The sequence below is a fragment of the Enterococcus sp. FDAARGOS_553 genome (genome assembly GCF_003812305.1).
Classification (GTDB): domain Bacteria; phylum Bacillota; class Bacilli; order Lactobacillales; family Enterococcaceae; genus Enterococcus_D; species Enterococcus_D gallinarum.
Genome location: NZ_CP033740.1, coordinates 577172 through 600319 on the forward strand (window position 1 = coordinate 577172; position 23148 = coordinate 600319).

General features: G+C 38.6%; 14 protein-coding genes and 1 other annotated feature. Of the genes, 2 read left to right on the top strand and 12 right to left on the bottom strand.

Translation table 11 applies throughout. From position 1 onward, the window contains the following. Positions 1-34: 34 nt before the first annotated feature. The 7 genes from EGX73_RS03155 to EGX73_RS03190 all read right to left on the bottom strand — a co-directional run bounded on the left by EGX73_RS03155 (position 35) and on the right by EGX73_RS03190 (position 8647). Positions 35-2431 (bottom strand): DNA translocase FtsK, encoded by a 2397-nt coding sequence (locus tag EGX73_RS03155; protein WP_003128219.1) that lies wholly within the window; start codon positions 2429-2431, stop codon positions 35-37. Between the two features lie 295 nt (positions 2432-2726). Further along, a complete protein-coding gene (locus tag EGX73_RS03160; RefSeq protein ID WP_003128218.1) occupies positions 2727-3530 on the bottom strand; it encodes an amino acid ABC transporter substrate-binding protein in 804 nt (267 codons plus the stop codon). Positions 3531-3542: 12 nt separating this feature from the next. Next, a complete protein-coding gene (locus tag EGX73_RS03165) occupies positions 3543-4175 on the bottom strand; it encodes an amino acid ABC transporter ATP-binding protein (protein ID WP_005470167.1) in 633 nt (210 codons plus the stop codon). Positions 4176-4188: 13 nt separating this feature from the next. After that, positions 4189-4833, bottom strand: coding sequence for an amino acid ABC transporter permease (locus tag EGX73_RS03170; protein ID WP_003128216.1), 645 nt, complete (start codon positions 4831-4833; stop codon positions 4189-4191). Positions 4834-4971: 138 nt separating this feature from the next. After that, positions 4972-5331 (bottom strand) — a binding site (T-box leader). 169 nt (positions 5332-5500) lie between these two features. Then, positions 5501-6220 carry a GntR family transcriptional regulator gene (locus tag EGX73_RS03180; RefSeq protein WP_227760792.1) on the bottom strand — a complete coding sequence of 240 codons (720 nt, stop codon included), beginning with the start codon at positions 6218-6220 and terminating at the stop codon, positions 5501-5503. Then, a complete protein-coding gene (locus tag EGX73_RS03185; RefSeq protein WP_029486318.1) occupies positions 6177-7244 on the bottom strand; it encodes an ADP-ribosylglycohydrolase family protein in 1068 nt (355 codons plus the stop codon). The genes EGX73_RS03180 and EGX73_RS03185 overlap by 44 nt, the downstream gene beginning before the upstream one ends. A gap of 26 nt (positions 7245-7270) precedes the next feature. Beyond that, complete coding sequence (locus EGX73_RS03190; RefSeq protein WP_003128212.1) at positions 7271-8647, bottom strand: PTS transporter subunit EIIC; 1377 nt, start codon at positions 8645-8647, stop codon at positions 7271-7273. Positions 8648-9181: 534 nt separating this feature from the next. On the opposite strand from EGX73_RS03190, the gene EGX73_RS03195 reads away from it, so the two are divergent. Both EGX73_RS03195 and EGX73_RS03200 read left to right on the top strand, forming a co-directional pair. Next, complete coding sequence (locus EGX73_RS03195; RefSeq protein WP_003128211.1) at positions 9182-9517, top strand: hypothetical protein; 336 nt, start codon at positions 9182-9184, stop codon at positions 9515-9517. Positions 9518-10085: 568 nt separating this feature from the next. Further along, a complete protein-coding gene (locus tag EGX73_RS03200) occupies positions 10086-11735 on the top strand; it encodes an ABC transporter ATP-binding protein (RefSeq protein ID WP_029486316.1) in 1650 nt (549 codons plus the stop codon). Between the two features lie 280 nt (positions 11736-12015). Here EGX73_RS03200 and EGX73_RS03205 read toward each other — a convergent pair whose 3' ends face one another. The 5 genes from EGX73_RS03205 to EGX73_RS03225 all read right to left on the bottom strand — a co-directional run bounded on the left by EGX73_RS03205 (position 12016) and on the right by EGX73_RS03225 (position 22686). After that, positions 12016-14679, bottom strand: a complete 2664-nt coding sequence (locus tag EGX73_RS03205) for a MucBP domain-containing protein (RefSeq protein WP_029486315.1) — start codon at positions 14677-14679, stop codon at positions 12016-12018. Between the two features lie 640 nt (positions 14680-15319). After that, positions 15320-16177, bottom strand: coding sequence for a hypothetical protein (locus tag EGX73_RS16140; RefSeq protein ID WP_253764190.1), 858 nt, complete (start codon positions 16175-16177; stop codon positions 15320-15322). Between the two features lie 39 nt (positions 16178-16216). Further along, positions 16217-16840 (bottom strand): helix-turn-helix domain-containing protein, encoded by a 624-nt coding sequence (locus tag EGX73_RS16145; protein ID WP_253764191.1) that lies wholly within the window; start codon positions 16838-16840, stop codon positions 16217-16219. Positions 16841-17449: 609 nt separating this feature from the next. Next, positions 17450-17932 (bottom strand): CatB-related O-acetyltransferase, encoded by a 483-nt coding sequence (locus tag EGX73_RS03215; protein WP_353974004.1) that lies wholly within the window; start codon positions 17930-17932, stop codon positions 17450-17452. Positions 17933-19065: 1133 nt separating this feature from the next. Further along, positions 19066-22686: a MucBP domain-containing protein gene (locus EGX73_RS03225; protein WP_172956406.1), complete on the bottom strand. Its 3621-nt coding sequence runs from the start codon at positions 22684-22686 to the stop codon at positions 19066-19068. Between the last annotated feature and the right edge of the window lie 462 nt (positions 22687-23148).

A 23148-nucleotide genomic window follows, 5' to 3' on the forward strand; every position in this document is an offset into this window, starting at 1 on the left:
TCATTGATTCTCTCTCAAAAAGAGGACTTGCACGTTACTCATCAAAACCCGGCACTTCTTCGGCTGCTGCTTCGATCAGCACCTTCCGAGGCTTACTGCCTTCTGAAGGACCTACGACCCCTTGGTCTTCCAATTCGTCAACAAGACGGGCTGCCCGATTGTAGCCAATCCGAAAGCGGCGTTGTAATAAAGAGACACTTGCCGTCTGCATTTCGATCACCAATGCTTTGGCATCATCAAATAGTTCATCCTGTGGTTGACCACTGCTGGTACTTGCCGTATCTTCTTCGGTAACCATCATTTTCTCTTCGTAATTCGCTCCCTGCTGCTCGGTAACAAACGACACGACCCGTTCTACTTCGTGGTCTGAGATAAAGGCTCCTTGCACCCGGATTGGTTTATTCTCACCCATAGGCAAGTACAACATATCGCCTCGTCCAAGAAGTTTTTCCGCGCCGTTGCTGTCAATGATTGTCCGGGAATCGACCCCGCTGGAAACGGCGAACGCCATTCTTGAAGGTACGTTGGCTTTGATGATTCCTGTGATGACATCCACACTAGGACGTTGTGTCGCCAAGATCATATGGATCCCTGCAGCCCGCGCCATTTGAGCTAGACGAATGATCGCATCTTCTACTTCATTACTTGCGACCATCATCAAGTCAGCCAATTCATCAACAATGACAACGATGAATGGCAAGATTGGTCGGTTTTCACCATCTTCTAAATTTTTATTGATCACTAGTTCATTGTATCCTGTGATATTTCTAACTCCTGTCGCAGCGAACTTCTCATACCGTTCTTCCATCTCTTTAACCACTTTTTGCAACGCTTGCGCTGCTTTCCGAGGGTTCGTCACTACCGGAGTCAATAGATGAGGAATGCCATTATAGACATTCAATTCAACCATTTTCGGATCGATCATCATCAATTTGACTTCGTGGGGTTTTGCCCGCATCAAAATACTTGTGATGATACCGTTGATTGCAACGGATTTCCCACTACCAGTAGATCCTGCAATCAGTAAGTGAGGCATTTTCGTTAGATCGGCCGTTTGGACACGGCCAGAAATATCTCTACCCAAAGGGACTTCTAACAACTTATCGGGATGATCCGGCTGTGCTTCAATCACCTCTCGGAAGGAAACCATGCTGACAGCACTGTTAGGCACCTCGATCCCAATCAGTGATTTCCCAGGAATCGGTGCTTCCATCCGTACATCTTTAGCAGCTAGTGCCAGTGCGATGTCATCTGTTAAGCCAACGATTTTGCTGACTTTGACTCCGACTGCTGGCTGTACTTCAAATTTAGTTACTGCTGGTCCTAAACTAGCTTTTACCACCTTGGCATCGACGCCAAAGCTTTGGAAAGTCTTTTCTAAAACACCAATGTTTTGTTCGATTTTTTTGTACTCGCTGCTTTGATCGGTTGCAGGGATCGAGTCCAACAATTCAGCGGACGGCAACTCATAGTCGCGATTTTCTGCTTCTTCGGAAATTTCAAATTCCAATACTTCGCCATCATCTTCCATTTCTTCAACGCTTTCTTTTTTCTCCTGTGCCGAAGCCGGAGAGGATGATGCAGCTGGCGGTGTTTTGGGCAATTCTTGAAAATGATCGATTGGCACAAAACTTAACTGCTCTGGTTCGATTTCCGACAAATCTGGTTCTGATTGGGCTGCTCGCTCTTCTTCCGTGAAGGGACGGACTTGATTCTTTTCTTTGATCTCAGCCAAAACAGCAGAACGCTCTGCTTCTTTTTTCGCTGCTTTTTCAGCAGCTTTTTGCGCTTTTCGTTCTTCGCGGGCTGCTTGTTTTTCAGGTGATCCTTCCAACCATTGCTGAACCTTTTCACCAGCGTGCTGCAGATGCTCCAACAACTCGTGACTGCTCATCTTACTGAACAAAAAGCCCCCGATCATGATCATCAAGACAGCTAAAATGTAACTGCCGATCTGGGATACAAGGAAATAGGTTCCGCGATAGAAGAATGCGCCGACCATGCCTCCTCCCACATTTTGTGAAACTTGACTGCGGCGAATATCATCCAGCAATGTCGACCAAGTCGTCTGCAAGACATTCGGCGATTCATTCATGACATTATTGAATAAATGCGCATGTAGGATCACTAAGATCCCCAAATAGATCAGCACACAGCCAACCACTCGACGTAAACTCGTAAAACGAGCTTCTGTGGTCTTGATTGCCAACCATCCCCCGTAAACGGCCAATGCGAGACAAAGCACTTGATACGTATTGCCTCCAATGATACGAAAGCCGTTAGCGATCAGCGTTCCTAAAAAGCCTAAGTGGAAAAAACCAAAGATCGAAAACAAGATGAAAAGCAAGCCGATGCCGACTAGAATCAGTTTCTCTTGTTGTTTTTGTTGTTTTTTTGTTTTGCGTTTCTTCGCGCGTTTTTTTTGCGCCATTCTTATCCCTCTTTTCGTCTCTACCTATTATAACGAAAAAAGAAGGCGAACAAAAGTTTTCCTGTCAGAAAGTTTACTACTAGAAATAAAAGATCCCACTAATGAAAAAAAGACCGCTCCATAAATCCATCAAACAAAGACGATCTAAAGGAGAAAAGACAAGAAATGCTTCTTAAAAATCTCTTTAGTAAGACTACAGTTAAGCTACCTTGCACCTGTTCATCAATCGCTTCATGCCAGGTAGCTACTGTGATCGTTTTTGTTGTGGCTTATGTCGCCGTCAATCGTTTTTCATTTATTCAGGAGAAACATCTTCTCCAAACCATTTTTCGGAAATCTCAGCAAATGTGCCATTTTCTTGCAGTTTCTTTAATCCCTCATTGATTTTATCCGCCAATGCTTGATCGTCTTTTCGTACTCCTACTGCAAAATTTTCGGCTTTGAAGGGACTTTCAATAACATTGTAATCGTCCGCTTTTTTCGTCTGAGTCAAATAGTACTCCGCGTAGACCCGATCGATCAAAAGACCATCGATCCGACCATTTTCCAAATCGATAAACGCTTCGTTGAAACTAGCATATAAAGTTGCTTCATTATCGGCGACAATGTCTTTCAATACTTCTGGTTGATTGTTGAAGGTATCATAGCCAGAGGATCCTTCTTGTGCCCCTAGAACTTTGTCTTTCATTGCATCAAATGAAGTGATGTTGCTGTCTTTGGCAGTTACTAGAACCTGCTTGTTTTCCATATAAGTATCGCTGAATAATACTTTCTTTTCCCGGGCTTCTGTTTTTGTGTAGCCATTCCAAATCATATCGATTGTACCATTATCTAATTCTGTTTCTTTCATCGACCAGTCGATTGCTTGGAATTTGACTTTGGTTCCTGTTAAATCAAAAACGGCTTTTGCTAGGTCAACATCGAAACCAACGATGTCCCCTTGGTCATCTTGAAAGCCCATCGGTACAAAGGTATCGTCCAACCCAACGATGACTTCCTCTTTGTCTGCAGCACTTTCTGCTTTCTCGCTACTGTTGCCACATGCAGCAAAAAGTAATAAGCTGGCTCCGGCTAACAACGTTAATCCAATTTTTTTCATTTTTCTTCCTCCTTAGTTCCCTTCAACTTCTAATAATTGATCGGCAATATTTTTTGCAAAAACCAAATCATGGGTAACCACGATCTGAGTAACGCCCTCTTTTTTCAAATCTAAGATCAGTTTTTCGACTTGCTGGCGCAGACCTGGATCTAATGCACTCGTAGGTTCATCATACGCCAATACTTTCGGATCCATCGCCATCGCCCGCGCAATCGCTACCCGTTGGCGTTGCCCTCCTGAAAGTTGGTAAGGATATTGCGTTAAAAGTTCAGATAATCCCAACTGTTTAGCCAAAGCAACAGCTTTTTCGGTATAGCTAGCTTTGTCTTGTTTCAATACCATTTTTGGTGCCAGTGTGATGTTATCGAATACCGACAAATGCGGAAATAGCTGAAAGTCTTGAAAAACGACACCGACTACTTGTTCTTGTTTTTTCGTATCCGTGGGATCAAAAGGTTGTCCATCTAGTAAAAAAGTTCCTGAATCGATGGTCTCCAATCCAGCCAGGGTACGCAGCAGGGTTGTTTTTCCACCGCCAGAAGGTCCGACTACCGCTAGGATGCTGCCTTCTTCAATTGTCAGGTCTAAGCGATCGATAACCTGCTTGTCGCCAAATGCTTTTGATACTTGTCTCAGTTCTAACATGTTCCTACGCCTCCTAACGGTAATAATCGAGTTTTGTTTCTAACTGTTTCAAAATCAGTGTAAAAATACCAGTCATCATTAAGTAAATCAGCGCAACGCCCAGTAATGGTACCAACGTGCTGTCTCGTTCCATTGCGATTTTACCGATACGCATAACATCCGACAAACCTAAAATATAGACAAGCGAAGTATCTTTTACTAAATTGATCACTTCGTTCCCTACTGAAGGAAGCGTGATCTTGACTACTTGCGGAATGATAATCTTGCGAATCGTCTGTAAAGGTGCTAGGCGCAGAACTTTTGCTGCTTCGTATTGCCCTGCAGGGATTGATTGGATCCCTCCCCGAAAAATCTCGGCATAATAAGCGGCATAATTGATAATAAAGGCAATCAGTGCTGCTTCAAACCGATCAAAGACAATGTTCAGGATCGGCAGACCATAAAACACAAAGATCAGTTGTAACAGTAAAGGCGTTCCTCGCATCAGCCAGACATACACTTGCACGATTGCTTTCAAGATCCGTAGTCGACTAGCAAGAATAAAAGCCAAGATGATCCCTAATGGAATCGATCCTATTAACGTTAATCCAAACAATTTGATTGTGATCCCTGCCCCAGAAAGCAGTTGCGGCATCACACTTACTAAATAATCGATCATTTCTTTTTGCCTCCTTGATTTTGCGGCAATGACTGCTTGCTTGATTTACAATCACCAAGCACCATCTTGCCGTGTTTCCACTTGATTAAAATCATTAAAATGAAAGGCGCCCAACAAAAAACGCCCTCCGGCCTAATGCCAGAGGACGTTTAATACGTGGTTCCACCTCAATTTGTTTTTCCTTCACAGAAAAAACCTCATGCAGTCAGTTGATGGATTTGCTGATACCGCCATTAAATAAAAAAAGTCCTTTAGCCATTACAGCTAAAGGACGTTATCAACGCGGTTCCACCTTTGTTTATCAGTGCTTCACAGCAACTGATCTCAGAAAGTCATCAAACAATGACTGCTGCTATAACGGGCACTCCCGGTCTTTCCTACTCGATTCAGAAAAACGACTCCAAGATGTGGTTCACAAGTCCTTGTTGTCTCTTCTCACCAGCCAGAGACTCTCTTAAAACGAAGAAACCTTGCTACTCTTCTTTTCGATGTCTGTTTCATTAAGTTGTTTATTACTTTATACGCAAACTGAAAAAAAGTCAAATACTTTTTTTCAGTTTGTTGATCGGAAAATTCATTTTCACAAAATAAGAGACGAATAGAAACATTCTATCCGCCCTAAATGCATTTTAGACTTCGTAATGATCAGTACAACTTTGTATTCCCTCTATGGTACTTTCAGTTGAACATGATAGCGATAGCGGTCCCCACGATAATAAATTTCAGCATATTCAACTAAGCGATTTTTGTGGTCTTTAGTCAGACGCTCGACATATAAAAGTGGTGTATTCATTTCAATTTTTAATAAGTTGGAGAGTTCTTCATCAGACACAACTGACTCAATGGTTTCTTGTGCTGTTGTTACTATAAAACCTTGACTACGCATAATTTGATAAAGTGATGCATGTTTGTCAGCAAGATCTTTTTCTTTTAGATCAATGTATGATGGACAATATACTCGTTGAAATCCAATACATTGATCATCCACGTAGCGAAGGCGTTCGTGTTTGCTGACCTCCGCTCCTTTTGGCAAATCTAACTTACTACACAACACCTCATTTGCTTCCAAAGATGTATTTAAAGAAATTAACTCTGAATGATTGGACTGCAGTTTATTTTCTTCCGAAAAACTTAGAAGGGTTTGTAATTGCAGTAATTCTTTCGTACTGAGTACAATTGTACCTACACCATGAATTCTTTTGATAAAACCTTCATCTACTAAAAGTTGCAAGGCATGACGAACTGTAATACGGCTTACTCCGTATTTTTCTTGAAGTTCCGGTTCAGTCAAAAAAGGTTGCCCAACTGGATATTTTCCTTCATTGATTTCTTTTTTCAGCTCTTCATAAATCGAGAGATATTTTACCTTTGGACTTATCATTTTCATTCACCACATTTGCTAAAGATTCAGCCAAACTAGTTAAATCGTAGCTATTCGCTGATTGAACATCACGAAACAGTGGCGTAAAACGTTCATCATCTGGATCAATCAATGCCCCAACCATGGATCCTACAATTGTCGCAATCGTATCAGTGTCGTATCCTACATTCACTGCATCTATGATCGCATTAAAAGGATCTTGTTTGTTTAGGGCGATAATTCCAAACGCACACGGAACTGCTTCTGAGATATGGAGCCCACTACCGATGATTTGAGCTAGTCGCTGTAGTTTTTCTTCATGGGTACCAGATTCATTAACTATAGTATACGCTAGTTTCATGCGTTCAACAACGCTGGGACCGCCAACTTCTCGGGAATAAACTTTGCCTAATTCTTCTCCCCGACAAGCGCCATAAATCCCTATTGCTACTAATTGGTCCACAGTTGCATGGTCACACAAAGAGGCTGACACTGCTGCCGCAACTGCAGCTGCTCCAGAAATAGCCAGTGCATTATCATGAGTTACTTGCGTTATAATCAACGCTTCTTGAATAGCTTTTTCAATATCTCCTGGGTTTAATATCCCTGCAGGTGCGATTTTCATTGCAGCTCCGTTCGTAGCTTTTGAAGCATAGTCTACAGCCATAGCTCCCGGTAAAGGCGCCATTTTTTGATCAGGATTTTTATACATTGCAATCGCACTTCGCGTAGTTGGACCTGCAAATCGATCGAAGTACCATGTATTTTCTGACCATTTCAAGATGGCTGTCTTCACTGTTTCAGAATCAATTACTCCTCTATTTTCTATAATACTGTGACACAACGTATAAATTTGCGAAAAATCATCTGTGACTTGTCCAGCTTCATTCCCTAATGCAAAAGCACCTTCCTCTGGTTTTAAAAAGGTAGAAACTTTGCCATTGAACTTTGTTCTAATTTGATCAAAAGTAAGATTTTCTGTTGCAGCTCCCATAGCATCTGCAATAGCTGCTGCCCCCAATGTACCTTGAATTTTTATTTGTAAACTCATATAAACTATCTCCATTCTCTTATTCTTTATTTCATTTCAGCTTCTGGGTCTTTTATACCTAAAATGATTGTTAGGATCATTCCACCAAAAAATGCAATCACCAAACCCACAATGTACGCCCAAAGTGTAGGACCCGCAAAAGCTGGAATGGTGGTTAATCCTCCAAATACAAAGGCATTACCAATAACATTAAATGCACCCATAAAAGCTCCACCCATTGCAGCACCAAGACAGCCAGCAATCAACGGTGTTTTAAATTTTACTCCTAGACCGTAAATAGCAGGCTCTACAATTCCAGATAAAAAGACAGAAGTAATTGCAGTCAAAGAAAAGTTCCTTAATTTGGTATTTTTTGATCGTAAGAAAACTGCAAATGCTGCTCCTGCCATCCCAAAGTTTGCAGTTGCGCCATACGCAATGAATGGTGAGTGACCTGTGCTAGCGATTTCCGGAATAATAACCATGGTATTTGGTGCCCAATGAACACCAAACATGATCAAAATATTCCAAATGCCACCTGTAATTGCCCCTGTAATAATCTGATTGATTCCTGCTAAATAATTTACAAATCCAGCAATACCAATACTAATATAGTTACCTAAGGGACCAAAAATACTGGCAGTTACAGGCACTAACACAAACAAAAGAACGGTTGGTATCAAAATCATATGCAAACTATTCGGAATTGTTTTTTTCATGAAATGTTCCATTTTCGATTGTACCCATGTTGTAAAAATTGCGGGCAGAATCTGCGAAGTGTAGTTAAAGACTGGAACTGGTAAACCAAAGAAAGAAATCGTATTGCCCCCGTCCCCTTGGATCAAATTAATAAAGTCTGGCATAATCAATGCACCAGCGACTGCAATGGCAATATAAGGACTCGTTTTAAATCGGTTTGCTGCAGTTACCGAAACTAGTAACGGTAAGAAGTAGAAGACAGATGTTGCAGCAAGTGTCAACATCAAATTTGTCGAGCTATCCGTAGATAAAATTCCGACCTCATTTGCAAGAATTGTAAATCCTCGAAGAAGACCCGATCCGGCTAATAAAGGTAATAAAGGCGAGAAAATACTCACTACGAGTTGAACAAACTCATTTATTAAGCTCTTTTTTGTCTGGACTTTAGAATTTTTTTCATTGGTCGTCTCATTATTTTCTCTATTCAATACTTTTAAGAAGTCTTCATAAACTTCCCCTACATTCGTTCCAATAATTATTTGATACCCGGAATCTTTATTGACTACTCCTGTCACACCATCCAATAATTCTATTTTTTCACTTTGAACTAACTCACGTTTCTTCAGACTTGGGCGTAATCTTGTTGCACAGTGAGTAATTGACTCAATATTTTCTGTTCCGCCTAGATACTCTAGAATCTGCTGGGCTAACCTTTCATTTTTCATGATAAATCCCCTTTCTATAATGAATTAGCAAGTCGTTATGACGTCATATCAACATCTAAAATATACCCCTAACGCCCTTGAGTGTAAACGATTACAAAAGAAATATATCCAAAGATTTATTTATCACTCATAAATCTGCTTTCAAGATTTAGCTTTTTTGAACACGTTCTATTGAAACTATTTTTTAACACTTTAGTTAAAAAGAGGATAGAAAGAAACTCCCTGTGATCTCTGTTCTAAGACGTCTTATTCTAATCATATTATAATCTGTTTTAATCAAAGTAAACATTAACTATAAAACTTTGAACTGTAAGAAGATGTATAAAGTCCACCAAAGTAGTTTCATTTAGAAAAATTTATCAAGTATATCTATTATTCAACTATCTCATTTCTAATTTTATTATAAATTAATGAGTTTGTATCAGACACCCAAGGAAGACTCTCTCGTCAAATCTAAAAATAAAAGGATGAATTTGAAAATTTATTGAGTTACCCTTTATTAGATGATACACTTTTTAAAAAGGAGTTTTAGCAATGAAAAAAATCTGTTGGATTTTTTCTATCAATGTTCGGGGTATGGCACCATTCGGTTACAGCACAACAATGAATCTTAGACAAGCAAAATCATTTCAAGAAAAAATCAAGACACTCTTACCAGCAGAAATTGAGACTCAATTTATTAGTTATGATATTTCAAGTAATGATATTCCTGCTGCAGATTTACTTGTTTTTAATGATATGGATTCAAACTATCTAAGCGAAGAAATAAAAAAACAAGGCATTGCTGTTTCTTTTAAAGATATGGTTTCCGGAAATACTACAGTTATCAGAAAAACAATTCTGAACGCCCTAAATTTAGGCGGAATTTGAACAGTTTTTCTGCTTGTAACAATAACGACACCCCTCTCATACTTATGAATATGAGAAGAGGTGTCGTTATGTATTATTTATCTTTCGTCCTATCTAAAATAAAGCAAGTAATAATTGATCTAAGCGCCTAGATAGGTCTCTACTAATAAGAACACTGATTATTTGATATCTTATCAATATTCATAACGGGGAGAATGAAGAGCATAAAACTAGATAGCTTTTTCTTTATTCGTTAGTTATCGTTCTATCTGCTTTTAATCCAAACGTAACACTTTCAAAAAATTACATTTATTGTTTTTCGAACTATATTGTATGCATTTCTTCAATATCAAGTAATGACGTACGATTATGTTGTTCTATTTCTGATGCTCCCCCCTATAACAGATGTTACTGCACTTAAATCTAGTATAGCAACTGAAGGTTTAACACCAATCCTAAATTTTTTCCATAACTCTTCTTTGATTGTATGGTAAGCCTACCATGATGCTCCACAATCAAAAAAATAGTATCTTTTTGCACTATATATGTATCAAATCACTATGTTATAGTTTACTTAAGGAGGGAGAAAATGAAAAAGATAGTACTAAAAAATAAAAAACTGCTTGTTACGCATGTGATTATTTGCGCAATCGCTGCGCTTATTCAGGTTGGCGTTGCACTTGTTTATAGCCTTATCACAGAAGTTGCTATGTCAGGAAATATACAAAAGCTTATGGTTGTTGGCTTATTCGCCTTCTTTTATATCTTATTAAACACCATGAGCGACTTTGTCCCCAGACGCAGTAAATCTATCTTGGTCCACTCAATAACGGATCAGCTGAGAGTCGGCCTCTCGCAAAAGATAGTCCGAATGGATCCAGAAAAGTTTTTAAAAAGCGAAAAAAATTATTACCTTTCAAAGCTAGCCAATGAAATAAAAGTTATTGAGCAAGAATTTTTGAAACCTGGATTTGGATTGGTTTTAAGCATCTTTACCTTTATTTTTTCACTTCTTTTCTCTTTAAGACTTAGTGCTTCCTTTTCAATTGTCATGCTATTGCTAGCCTTTAGCCCCTTGTTAGCTCCTTATTTTGCCAAAAAAATTCTTGGAACTCGTCGTAAAGCGGCGGTCGAGGCACAAGATCATACACTCAGTTTATTTGAACAACTTCTTTCTGGCTATCTGACACTAAGAGTAGGCAGAGGATTCCCGAAATATGCTACACGTTTTTCTGAAAGTAGCGAGCGACTGAAAAAGCAAAATATTCATTTTGAATCGTTACAAGGACTTACCTACGCGATTTCTTTTGGTCTTGGCGACCTTGCCTACTCTGGAACGTGGATTATTGGTGGTTTTTTTGTTGCAGCAAAAATAATAACCCTTCCTAACCTCATTGCTATGACTACCTTAATGAGTACGATTGCCGGTCCATTGGAATATTTCAGCACCTCGATTACCGATATTTTATCCAGTAAGAAAGTCGCTGATGATCTTATATCTTTTATCGATAGTACAGATGATGATGAAATGACTCGATCAATCATTCTTGAAAGTCCCATCACAACTTTGTCGATTGCTAACTTAAGCTATAGTTATGGTACCCGTACATTAATCAATGAATTAAGCTATCAATTTGAAAGAGGGAAAAAGTATGCAATTACAGGTGCGAGTGGCAGCGGTAAATCCACGCTATTGAATATTTTAGCAGGCATTTATTCTGTCGGTGACCGTCAACTATTTATCAATGAACAAGAGATGAATCAAATTTCTAGAGATTCCTTGTATCAAAAAGTCTCACTTGTCCAACAAAAGACCGCTATTTTTCAGACCAGTATTGCTTCTAATCTCTCTGTTTTTAATGATTTTGAACTTGAAAGAGTTGTTGATGCATTAAATAAGAGTGGCTTGGCCAATCGCTTTAACTACGAGAAATTATTAGAAGACCAAGAAAACAAATGGATAAATTTTCTTTCAGGAGGGGAATTAAGGAGAATCGAAATCGCTCGCGCTGTCTTTAAAAATTCCGATATCATTCTATTGGATGAACCGACTTCTGGGCTCGATAGTGGAAATGAGCTGATTATCAAAGATTTGATCAACTCTTTCAATGATAAGATAATTATCGTAGTTACTCATTCAACTAGTCCTGATTTTCTAGACTCTTTTGACGAGCTGATTCACTTAGATGCTTTACCCCTCAAAAAACAAAACGATCCCTTTATTCGCTTGTCTTTATGAGTCCCTCCTTGAACTTGTTAGAAAAAGAACTGAACCTAGTAAAATGTTCTTTGTCATACTACTAATGACAAAGAACATTTGAGGGTTATTGTTTGAGGCTCATTGACTTCCTACTAAAATAAAATTTCATCAGATTAAAAAATTCTTCTTACTCTATGTTAACAAAATATTCTGCTATTAAATTAGTTATAGAGCGCGACACTTTACAATCACCGTTACTCTAAGCCTTTCTTTAGTTCTCGCATTCGCTGCATCCATCCTACGTCTTCTACAGTAACTATTACTTAATAACAAAAGAACGATACTTGGAATAGGCTATTTGATCGATAATAGTAAAAATTTTCTTTATCTCTAAATCTGCGCCGATTGCCGTTACTTGATAGAACTGACTGTAATTGTTCCCTAATGCGGGAAGGTAGGCATTAGAGATCAATAAATCAAATGGTTCATCACTTGTATAGGGTAGGAGAACAACGTCTTGTTTCCCTTTCAACTCATTTTCTAATAAGTAAATAGAGGCATCTGCCAAAATACTAGAGCCCATATTTAAGACCGCTATTCTCACTTGATACTCCTCTTTAGGAGACAGCATGTAAATTAAGAACACTAATCTTTTTTTCAAATACTTTAATTTCGTGTGGTTGAACAATTTAGTCGGTTCAATAATATTTTCTATTATGTCTAAGACAAACTGATTTCTAAACGAATTGTTAAACAAGTTATGGTAATAATTCAAAGTGACTTTATCGATCGAATAATTGACCCCATGAAAATAATAAACTTGGGCGATGAGAGAAAAGACACTGGATTTAATGGTTGAATTTGACTTTAGTTTATAAATCGACTGGATCGCGGCCATTATTTCATCGGTTATCTCAAAGACGGGATTTTTGCTAGTATATAATCCTAGTCGAATTTCCTCATAGGGGATCCCACCAACTGTAATTAAAAATAAGCAGATAAAATAGGTGACGATTGTCGCTTCATCTGATGAACAAATATATTTTTTTGAAAAATAACTATGCCGAATGTATTTAAAAACTGGCATATCTAGACAGCGATTGATCTTTATTTGCTCATCTTGGCCTACTTCGCTGTCTTTTGACTCTGGCGTTAAACCAGTGACTTCTTCAACAGTTGGCTTATCTGCAGTGTAGTGCTCAATTTCTGGACTAGTCACCGCATCAAAGGTTGTGTCATCGTCTTTGGCTTGCCACTCACCATACGTTGTTTCCTCTGTGGCTTCATTGGTGGTGACTGTTCGGGTGAAAGTGACTGTATCCACCTTGTCTGGGGCGGCTTCTGTACCGTCTTCATACAGATAATGGATCGTTTGTTGCACTTCTTTGGTCTCGGTTGATTCCACCATGTTTGCCTTGTAAGTAACCGTTACTTCGCTGTCTTTCGATTCTGCTGTCAAGTCAACCATTTCTGCCACACCTTTTTTATCTGGCGTGTAGTTGGCTATTTCTGGACTGACCACCGCATCAAAAGTGGTGTCATTGTCTTTGGCTTCCCAATCACCATAGGAGGTTTCACCGGTTGCTTCATTAATGGTGACTGTTCGTATAAATTCTATTGTATCCACATGATCCGGCGCGGCTTCTGATCCGTCTTCATACAAATAATGGATTATCCGTGCGATTATTTTACTTTCCTCTCTCGTTTCTATTTTAGGGCTGTAAACATACGTGACTGTTTGGGGATTTTTGCTAACGATTCCTGTCTCATCACCTTGCACTTCTTTCAAGATATATCCAGGGATATCTTTCGGAGTAATCGTATATGAATCGCCTATATTGCCACCAGTCATTATACTTGGAGGAAGTAATTCTTTCCCCTCTTCATCGATATAATTCACTGTGATTGGTGCCCCTTCAATATACCTTGGCTGCCATACATAGGTATCAGCCATAGTCGCTCCATCATAATTCAATACCAGTTCCTTAGACAGGAATACCTGATCACCATAAGGAGCGTCTATCGTACCTGATCCAACATTTTGCCAATAACCGGTATAATAGCTTGAACTAAATCCAATCATTCCACTTGGATTTGTCAAATTAACTGGGTACTCATTACCTGGCCAATTGTTCCAGCCGACAAAGCTGAATTTTTCCCCTAGTCGTATTTCTTTTAGATATCGTGCATTTGCTAGAAATTGATTCATTCCAGCCCCTAAGGCTTTGATTACATTGGTACTATCAAAATTTGATAAATCTAAACTAGTCCCTCTAAAGCCATAAAACATGCTGTTCATTGTTGTGGCTTGACTTGTATCAAGCAAATGTAGATTCACGATTTCATCCAACTCTGAAGGCACTTTTCCATAATGGCCAGTGCTTTCAAATAGTCCAGGAACATCTGCTGGAAGAACAACAGGGGCAGTGAGAACTACTTTTCTAATAGTCATGTTTGATGAAACTTCTGCTATTGGAATCACTTGATCTACCGTTGTAGTAAGCGTGCCTTCTCCTACAGTTAGAACTCCCTCAATATCAAGGGTTGCTGGAGCAGTCCCCCACATTCCACTCCAAAGGATATTGTCTGCAAGAGCAGCCTTCTTTTCTTCAGTTGCTGCTGTACTGTCTGTCGACGCTTCTGAACTATTTTTCTCTGCATCTTCTTCAGATTCCGTTTTAGTTGCTGCAAATTCTTCTGCTGTCGCTTGCTCTTCAGATTCTATTGCTTCTGACTCTGTTCCTACAGTTTCCTCGACTACTTTTTCTACTTCTTGCTGTTCAGGCAACAACTCCCCCGCAGTAAGCATTGTTTCTTCTGCTGCTGAACTATTCGTTGTTTCTTCTGCTGCTGTAGTGCTAATTGATGCAGCTGATGCAGGAATACTAAAAAGTGCTTGTGTAAAAATCGGGCTGCCTAATATAAATACAGAGGAACTGACAAGAATACGTGATACGATTTCTTGCTTCTTCGATCTTCTCATTATTTTTCCTTCTTTCTATCTAAGTGAATGAACACAGTCTCGTTCTATCCAATGCAAAAAAGCTGTCAACTGACAACTACTTCAGACATATTTTAATACTCCTGTTGTCCTCATTCCTTAAGTATGTATTATCACATGGCTCTGAGTAGCGAACACGACAACATCTGCTCTAAAAAAGACAAGATTCGTCCTGTTTAAAAAAAATAATTAAAATCCTTTGGAAATTATGACAAAAAAGAAAATAATCACATTCATATCAGTATTTCAACGGATTATGCGAAAAGATTTTGAACATGGAAGATCTCTTTTTATTCCTAATCATTCACTTAGAGAAAAGACAAAAAAACCGCAATACAAGCGTTTGAGCAAATCAACTGTCTCAACGATAAAAGGACTTGCCCACTTGCGCAGCATTGCATCAAAAATATCGTTTAGAGTTGTTTTCACTGTCACTTATATTGCAGTCATAAAAATGGATAAGCAGTCATACTTGCAGCCACGTGTTTTGGGTCTGCTAAGTATTCGCTTGTTGATCTTGAACATTTGATTTAGTCAAGTTCACACCTTAGCTGTTGATACTGCCAATTCGAAAAAGATCGTCACTAGCAGATACGGATATCTAACGTTATCTGTAATGATTCTATAGTGAGGTATTTGTCCCTGTTTCTTGAATAGACTCATTAATAGACTCATTTTGGAACTTTTCGATCGCCTCGACTAATTCAAGCCAGCGATCTCCGGTGGGGAAACTATTCCATTTAAAGAAACGTACTTCGCGATTTTGATTAATAAAGTATTGACGATCGACAGGATAATCCATCACGACAAAATCCGGCTTTTCTGATACAAAAGAAAGAGTATATCCAAACCATCGTTTTAATCGCTCTTTTTGCCTAATTTCCTGAATTTTTCCAAATTTTGATTCATGAAAAACCCGCACAGTTGACCGATCAATTCTAGCTACAATCGAAAGAAGCATACTGTACTGAAAAAGCAGGCGGTTATTTGAGACATACAGCGTACTAAAAATCGATGATTGTTCTGATAACGATTGGTACATCTCTTGAACCAGTGGAAATAGTTTAGGGAATACTCTTCGATAATCTTTGTCTGTTGTTGTTTTTCCAAAAGCATCAATCTTATTTTTAGAAGCAAACATGAGAGAGGTTGAATGGATGTTCAATGCATTGACAAAAAGATACGTTGTAGCACTATCAGGAACAAGAAAAGCTTGTTTCGCTGTTTCCGAAAAAAGTTTAGCGGCTTGTAAGCTCTCTTCTGAAAAATGATTTGTCATCGTCAACTCTGTAGGGATCTCATCAGGTAAATAGGTGGTCATTACTGAAAACATATAATACAAGAAGATATACTCATTTTCTGAAGTTTCATTTAACAAATAATTATCTCTTAAGAGGGGCATTATAAGCTCCTTTTTGAATTGCTCAAAAGGAATAGTGAGATGGCATGTTTCTGTCATTCCCGGTGGAATTTCTTTCAAAGCAAATCCTCTCTTTAAACGATAGAGACTTAAAGCCAGTCATTGGATAAACTTTTCTTGATCGATTCCTCGGTAACAACTTGGATACATCGCGAGTCTTTCTTTGAAACCAGTAATACTTTTTTGAGTCAGGCCAAAATAACGTACATTTGAGCCATCCAAAATTTGCCAATACATGATATGAAAAAAATGCCTAATACGATATTCTTCTCCTACAAATAACGGCTTCCTCTTTAAATTCAACGAAATATTATAATTTTCAAGGATATCCATGATCTCCTTGAGTTTTCTTTGAACCGTGCGATTACTCACAAAATGCTGTTGCGCTGTATTCTCCAAGGATAAATATTTCTCTCTGAATAATCGGTCCAATATTTGAAAAGGCATGCTTTCTTCTAACATGACAGAATATAACTTAGAAAGTAAAAAATTTGAGGCAAATCGAAGTGAAATGGTTCTTCCGTCAATTATTTCGATATCATAAAAGGGATACCGTTCTCTCAAATCCAGTGCACGGTCAATAACTAAAACAATTCTTCTTTTCGAAACACTTAATTTATTTGCCAAGTCGCTTATACTTTCATATTCCTCAGCATTTTCAAAAAAATAAGCAAATACTTCATAGACATCTTGATCTAATTTAGTTAAAAGAAACTTATACATGCCCTCACCTCTTAACCTCTTACTTTAAATAAATTATACCTCTTCTACCTTCTAATATCATTGATTGTGCATTAATCCATAATGTTTTTGATTTTTTTGATAATTATTTAAATTTCTACTTAAATAGCCAGCCTATTTCATTTTGTCTCATAAGTGTCCTTTCTCTTTCTCCTCCTATTGATCTGCATAATCAACTTCCTTCAATGCTGCGTTACAATCCAGTGTCTTAATCAGTAACTTTTCAATGATTGAATATGAAAAAAGATATATTCTATAGGATTTTCATCTAGAACATTACTGTATGATACAAGTGCCATTTTTTAACATAAAAGTGATTTTTACTAAAGAAAAATTGAATGACTAGATGATACAGTCAAACTAGCAAACATTCAAATACAAAACAAAAATGAAGTGTCCAGAAAGCTGTTATTTCTTAGGTACTTTATTGTTTAAACTGAAAATTAGGCTTTTATACAAAAAACATCAAAGCTAATGAATACACTTTGATGTTCATAAAACAGTTTTAGGATAACTTATTAACGAATTATCTGAGTATCCTCGTATCATCAGTAAGAAATTCTCTAGATACATTGGTTAAAGTTCTATTACTCATTTCTTTGATAATTGACTAACGGACCCAGACATGAGATGCCCAAGGTTCGCTTTTATTTTTTCTTCCGGCCAGTCCCACCAACGGACCTTTTGTAAATACTGAATCGTTTCATCATTAAATCTTTTTCTGATTGGTTTCGCAGGAATGCCTCCTACAATGGTATATGGCGGTACATCTTTCGTGACTACAGCTCTAGTACCTATAATGGCGCCGTCTCCAATCGTTACGCCTGCCAGGATCAGTGACTCATACCCGATCCAGACATCATTGCCAATCACAATATCGCCTTTATTGTCCCATGCAGCAGCCACATCGGCTTTATCAAGACCCCACTCTTCAAAAAATAGCGGAAATGTATACGTTGGAACGCTTGATAATGAGTGGTTTGCAGCATTAAACAGAAACTTTGATCCACAAGCAATGGAACAAAATTTGCCAATAATCAATTTGTCATGATTGATTGGGTATTGATACAGCACATTATTCCTTTCAAACTCGCGTGGATCATTTACAAAATCATTATAAATCGTGTATTCTCCAACGCTAATATTTGGGTTAGTGATGGCATTCTTTAGATAGATCGTTTGTGTATCATTGGTTCTTGGGTAAATTTTATTTCATGAAGTAGTCATAATATTCTTCTCCTTTTGGTGTGTTAACGTTTGACTATTTCACATACTACAATGCACTTTTTCATTTTTTTACCTCTTCTCAATTTATGTACGTAATGAATATATCTAAATAATAGTACTTGAAATAGTAAGCAGCTGAAGAAAAAACCGCTACTAACATGGTATTTCATTCAACTGCTACGAATACGGGACACTTCAAAATCAATGTGCTTACCACAATTTAAATCAAATAAATTATAGCCATTGTATACTCATAAAAAAACTTACACCAACAGTTAAAATAAAACAAGGATATTTAAATAAAAAAGACAGGATCCTTTTTATTCATTTGTGTTCTCCAGAAACTATATACGATTCTTTTTTTGAACGTTACAAAGAACTAACCACTAAAAACTATTGGGCAAATTGGGCAAAAAATCAGTCTTTTCATGACTATAACGGAACAGGCAAGGAGACAATATATAGCTCGACTACTAATAGTACTATGCATGCGAATAACATAAGATTTTCTCGACGATCATGGTTTGGATGAAGATAGGCTTCTGATTTTGGTCTATCTTTAATATCATCTTGTCTAACTTTTCTTCTAATCAATGCCACTTCTGAACCGACCGCCCAACACAAAGTGAACAGAATAAACAGCCCAAACGATAGATAAATTTGTTTACCAATAGCAAGATACAGTAGAAAAAAGTCAATCAGCTTAATCGAAAACAAAGCGACTCTTCGCACCTTTCGTCCATAATAGATCCAACTATAACTCATGCACCCTCACTCCTTCTTAAATTTAATCACTACCTTTTGCTTTCATATTTTGACTTAATGAAAGATTTTCTCATCGATTCTTGGTATAATTTCCTCAATTTGTATCTCAACAAACATGATTATAAATAAATATATACTAAAAAAATAAAGTATCCAGAAAAAAATGATATCCGGACACTTTATTCATGTTCTTACTATAAATAATACACTTAATTTTATAGGTTCTTTTTTCGTTTACTGATTCTATACGATAAGAGAATTAGTAGGGTTCCTAAAATCACCAACATTGATTGTCCCAACGTTTCTTCTCCCGTAGCTGGCAAAGTCCCTCTAGAATCATTCTCTTTTTCATTATTTTTATGAAGAACACTATAGACATACACCACTTCCTGCGCTTCCTCGCTGAAAATTCCAGAAGCATTATCTGGTATCTCTACTACATACCAGCCTGGGATCTCTTTGGCTTCACTGGCATATGGTAATCCGACTTTTCCACTTAAGACAGTTGGCTCTGCTAATTGATTTCCTTCACTATCTTGGTATCTCACAGTCACTGGAGCAGCTTCACTGCGTTCGTATACATACACCACTTCCTGCGCTTCTTCACTGAAAATTCCAGAAGCATTATCTGGTATCTCTACTACATACCAGCCTGGGATCTCTTTGGCTTCAATGGCATATGGTAACCCGACTTTTCCACTTAAGACAGTTGGCTCTGCTAATTGATTTCCTTCACTATCTTGGTATTTCACAGTCACTGGTGCCGCATCACTGCGTTCGTATACATACACCACTTCCTGCGCTTCTTCACTGAAAATTCCAGAAGCATTATCTGGTATCTCTACTACATACCAGCCTGGGATCTCTTTGGCTTCAATGGCATATGGTAACCCGACTTTTCCACTTAAGACAGTTGGCTCTGCTAATTGATTTCCTTCACTATCTTGGTATTTCACAGTCACTGGTGCCGCATCACTGCGTTCGTATACATACACCACTTCCTGCGCTTCTTCACTGAAAATTCCAGAAGCATTATCTGGCGTCTCTACTACATACCAACCAGAAATCTCTTTGGCTTCACTGGCATATGGTAACCCGACTTTGCCATTCAAAATCGTTGGGTCGCTTAATTCGTTGCCGTCTGTATCTTCATATCGGACCGTAACTGGTGCCGCATCTGAGCGATCATACACGTAGACCACTTCTTGCGCTGCCTCACTGAAAATTCCATAGGCATTATCTGGCGTCTCCACTACATACCAACCTGGGATTTCTTTGGCTTCACTGATATAAGGTAGTCCGACTTTTCCGCTTAGAATCGTTGGCTCTGTTAATTGATTCCCTTCACTATCTTGGTATTTCACAGTCACTGGTGCCGCATCACTGCGTTCGTATACATACACCACTTCCTGCGCTTCTTCACTGAAAATTCCAGAGGCATTGGCTGGCGTCTCTACTACATACCAACCAGGAATCTCTTTGGCTTCACTGGCATATGGTAACCCGACTTTGCCATTCAAAATCGTTGGGTCGCTTAATTCGTTGCCGTCTGTATCTTCATATCGGACCGTAACTGGTGCCGCATCTGAGCGATCATACACGTAGACCACTTCCTGCGCTTCCTCATTGAAAATTCCAGAAGCATTATCTGGCGTCTCTACTACATACCAACCTGGGATTTCTTTGGCTTCACTGGCATATGGTAGTCCGACTTTGCCATTCAAAATCGTTGGGTCGCTTAATTCGTTGCCGTCTGTATCTTCATATCGGACCGTAACTGGTGCCGCATCTGAGCGATCATACACGTAGACCACTTCCAGCGCTTCTTCACCAAAGAGTCCGGAAGCATTATCTGGCGTCTCTACTACATACCAACCTGGGATTTCTTTGGCTTCACTGGCATATGGCAATCCGACTTTTCCGCTTAAGACAGTTGGCTCTGATAATTGATTTCCTTCACTATCTTGGTATTTCACAGTCACTGGAGCGGCATCTGAACGTTCATAGATATACACCACTTCCTGCGCTTCCTCGCTGAAAATTCCAGAGGCATTGGCTGGCGTCTCTACTACATACCAACCTGGGATTTCTTTGGCTTCACTGGCATATGGCAATCCGACTTTTCCGCTTAAGACAGTTGGCTCTGATAATTGATTTCCTTCACTATCTTGGTATTTCACAGTCACTGGAGCGGCATCTGAACGTTCATAGATATACACCACTTCCTGCGCTTCCTCGCTGAAAATTCCAGAGGCATTGGCTGGCGTCTCTACTACATACCAACCTGAGATTTCTTTGGCTTCACTGGTATATGGCAATCCGACTTTGCCATTCAAAATCGTTGGGTCGCTTAACTCATTGCCGTCTGTATCTTTATATCTGACTGTGACTGGTGCCGCATCTGAACGCTCATAAACATAGACCACTTCTTGTGCTTCTTCAGTAAATACACCGACTGCATTATCTGGTATTTTGACCACGTTCCAGCCCGTGATCTCTTTCGGATTGCTTTCATAAGCCATACCGACTTTTCCACTTAAAACCGTTGGTTCACTCAGCTGTTCGCCTTCAGAATTCTGATACTTGACTGTTACAGGAGCTGCATCTATTAAATTGGGCTGCCAAACATACGTATCGGAGTCAGTTTCTCCATTGTAGTTTGCCATTAACTCGGAAGCCGACCAAATATTTAGCCCATTCGGGAAATCTATTGATCCTGTTCCAACATTGACCCATTTTCCTGTATAAATTTCTGATGAAATTGGACTAGGCAACATTGCATTTGTATGAAATGAAAATGACTGGCCTAATCTGATGATCTTCAACGATTGCATACCGCTAAACATAGAAGACATATTCGTTACCTTACTGGTATCGAAACTTGATATATCCAGACTAGAGACTCTATTTAAGCCCTGAAACATTCGATCCATATTCGTTACTTGGCTAGTATCAAAATTGCTTAGATCCATACTGAATGTATCGAGATCACTTCTTCTTAGGTTTGCGAACATCAAAGACATGTCCGTAACATTTCTCGTATCAAAATTGCTTAAATCAAATTTATCGATATTAATCACATTCGCGAACATCAAAGACATATTCGTTACATTTCTTGTATCAAAATTGGAGACGTCCAAACTAGTCAAATCGAACAGTCCATTGAACATCGCATACATATTAGTAACGTTACTTGTATCAAAGTTGGATACATCGAGCTTTGTTAACCCTCGAGTATTATTAAACATGCCAGACATATTCGTTACTCGGCTAGTATCCAGCTTGTCCAAGCCTTCTATTTCAGTAAGGTCAGTCCACGTACCGCCGGAGTTACCAAATAAATAAGAAGAATCCTCACCAGCAATAACATTCCCCTCGAACACAATTTTTTTAACCCTATACCGGGACCAAGGGTTAATCTCAGAAGTAGATCGGAATGTTCCAGATCCGATATGGAGAACTCCGTCATAAGTGATATACCAATCTGAAGTACCATAAGTTCCCGAGGCCATATTTTCAGTAGGATCTTCAGTAGTTTGATTCTCTATTGCATCTGTTTCATTTTGACTTCTAACTTCATTCTCACTTGAAGAAGAAGTCGATTCGTTCAGTTCGACAGGTTCTGAACTATCTGATTGACTAAGTTCACTGGGCTCTGTATTCCTTCCATCATTATCTTTCGTTGAATGAATGTGTTCATCCTTACTATCACGAGACATTAAAGTTTCTTCTTGTTCCACAGCGATCGTGCTCTCTACTGTATCCTGTATAGAAACAGTATCTTCAGTCACTGAATCAGCGCTAACAACCATTGTCCATGGCGCTTGATTTAACAACAAGCCTCCCAACAATAGTATCCTGCTACACTTTCCCATACCAAGTCATCCTTTCTCTTTTAGTCTTTCTCTTTAGTATCCATATTCCGATTATCATCAATGGATGTTATTACCTACATGTTTTGTATTGTCTCTGTGCTAAAGGTGTTTTGTTAATCAAACCATGCGCTTTACCTGCTGATTCGCTTTCAAGCTTTCAATAAGGTTCGATCTAAAGAATTTTCTTTAAAAAGTTGTTCCCAACCCTCAACTTCGACAAATGGATTTTCTGAGGCTTTCTGTATGCATGTACCTTCTTCTAGTGCCAAAAATCTTCGTTTTTTAGATAATAGTTTCTCATTTAGACATTTTTTCGACAAAAATCTATAATTCAAGTTTTGTAAGACATTCGAAGTTTTCGGATGTCTATTTTCGTGTTGTCCCAAAAACGAAGGTTTTTGAGACAGATAGATTATTTTACAT

Excerpts from the sequence above, each read along its gene's own strand:
- EGX73_RS03155 (WP_003128219.1), bottom strand. The coding sequence starts at position 2,431 with ATGGCGCAAAAAAAACGCGCGAAGAAACGCAAAACAAAAAAACAACAA.
- EGX73_RS03160 (WP_003128218.1), bottom strand. The coding sequence starts at position 3,530 with ATGAAAAAAATTGGATTAACGTTGTTAGCCGGAGCCAGCTTATTACTT.
- EGX73_RS03165 (WP_005470167.1), bottom strand. The coding sequence starts at position 4,175 with ATGTTAGAACTGAGACAAGTATCAAAAGCATTTGGCGACAAGCAGGTT.
- EGX73_RS03170 (WP_003128216.1), bottom strand. The coding sequence starts at position 4,833 with ATGATCGATTATTTAGTAAGTGTGATGCCGCAACTGCTTTCTGGGGCA.
- EGX73_RS03180 (WP_227760792.1), bottom strand. The coding sequence starts at position 6,220 with ATGAAAATGATAAGTCCAAAGGTAAAATATCTCTCGATTTATGAAGAG.
- EGX73_RS03185 (WP_029486318.1), bottom strand. The coding sequence starts at position 7,244 with ATGAGTTTACAAATAAAAATTCAAGGTACATTGGGGGCAGCAGCTATT.
- EGX73_RS03190 (WP_003128212.1), bottom strand. The coding sequence starts at position 8,647 with ATGAAAAATGAAAGGTTAGCCCAGCAGATTCTAGAGTATCTAGGCGGA.
- EGX73_RS03195 (WP_003128211.1), top strand. The coding sequence starts at position 9,182 with ATGAAAAAAATCTGTTGGATTTTTTCTATCAATGTTCGGGGTATGGCA.
- EGX73_RS03200 (WP_029486316.1), top strand. The coding sequence starts at position 10,086 with ATGAAAAAGATAGTACTAAAAAATAAAAAACTGCTTGTTACGCATGTG.
- EGX73_RS03205 (WP_029486315.1), bottom strand. The coding sequence starts at position 14,679 with ATGAGAAGATCGAAGAAGCAAGAAATCGTATCACGTATTCTTGTCAGT.
- EGX73_RS16145 (WP_253764191.1), bottom strand. The coding sequence starts at position 16,840 with ATGTATAAGTTTCTTTTAACTAAATTAGATCAAGATGTCTATGAAGTA.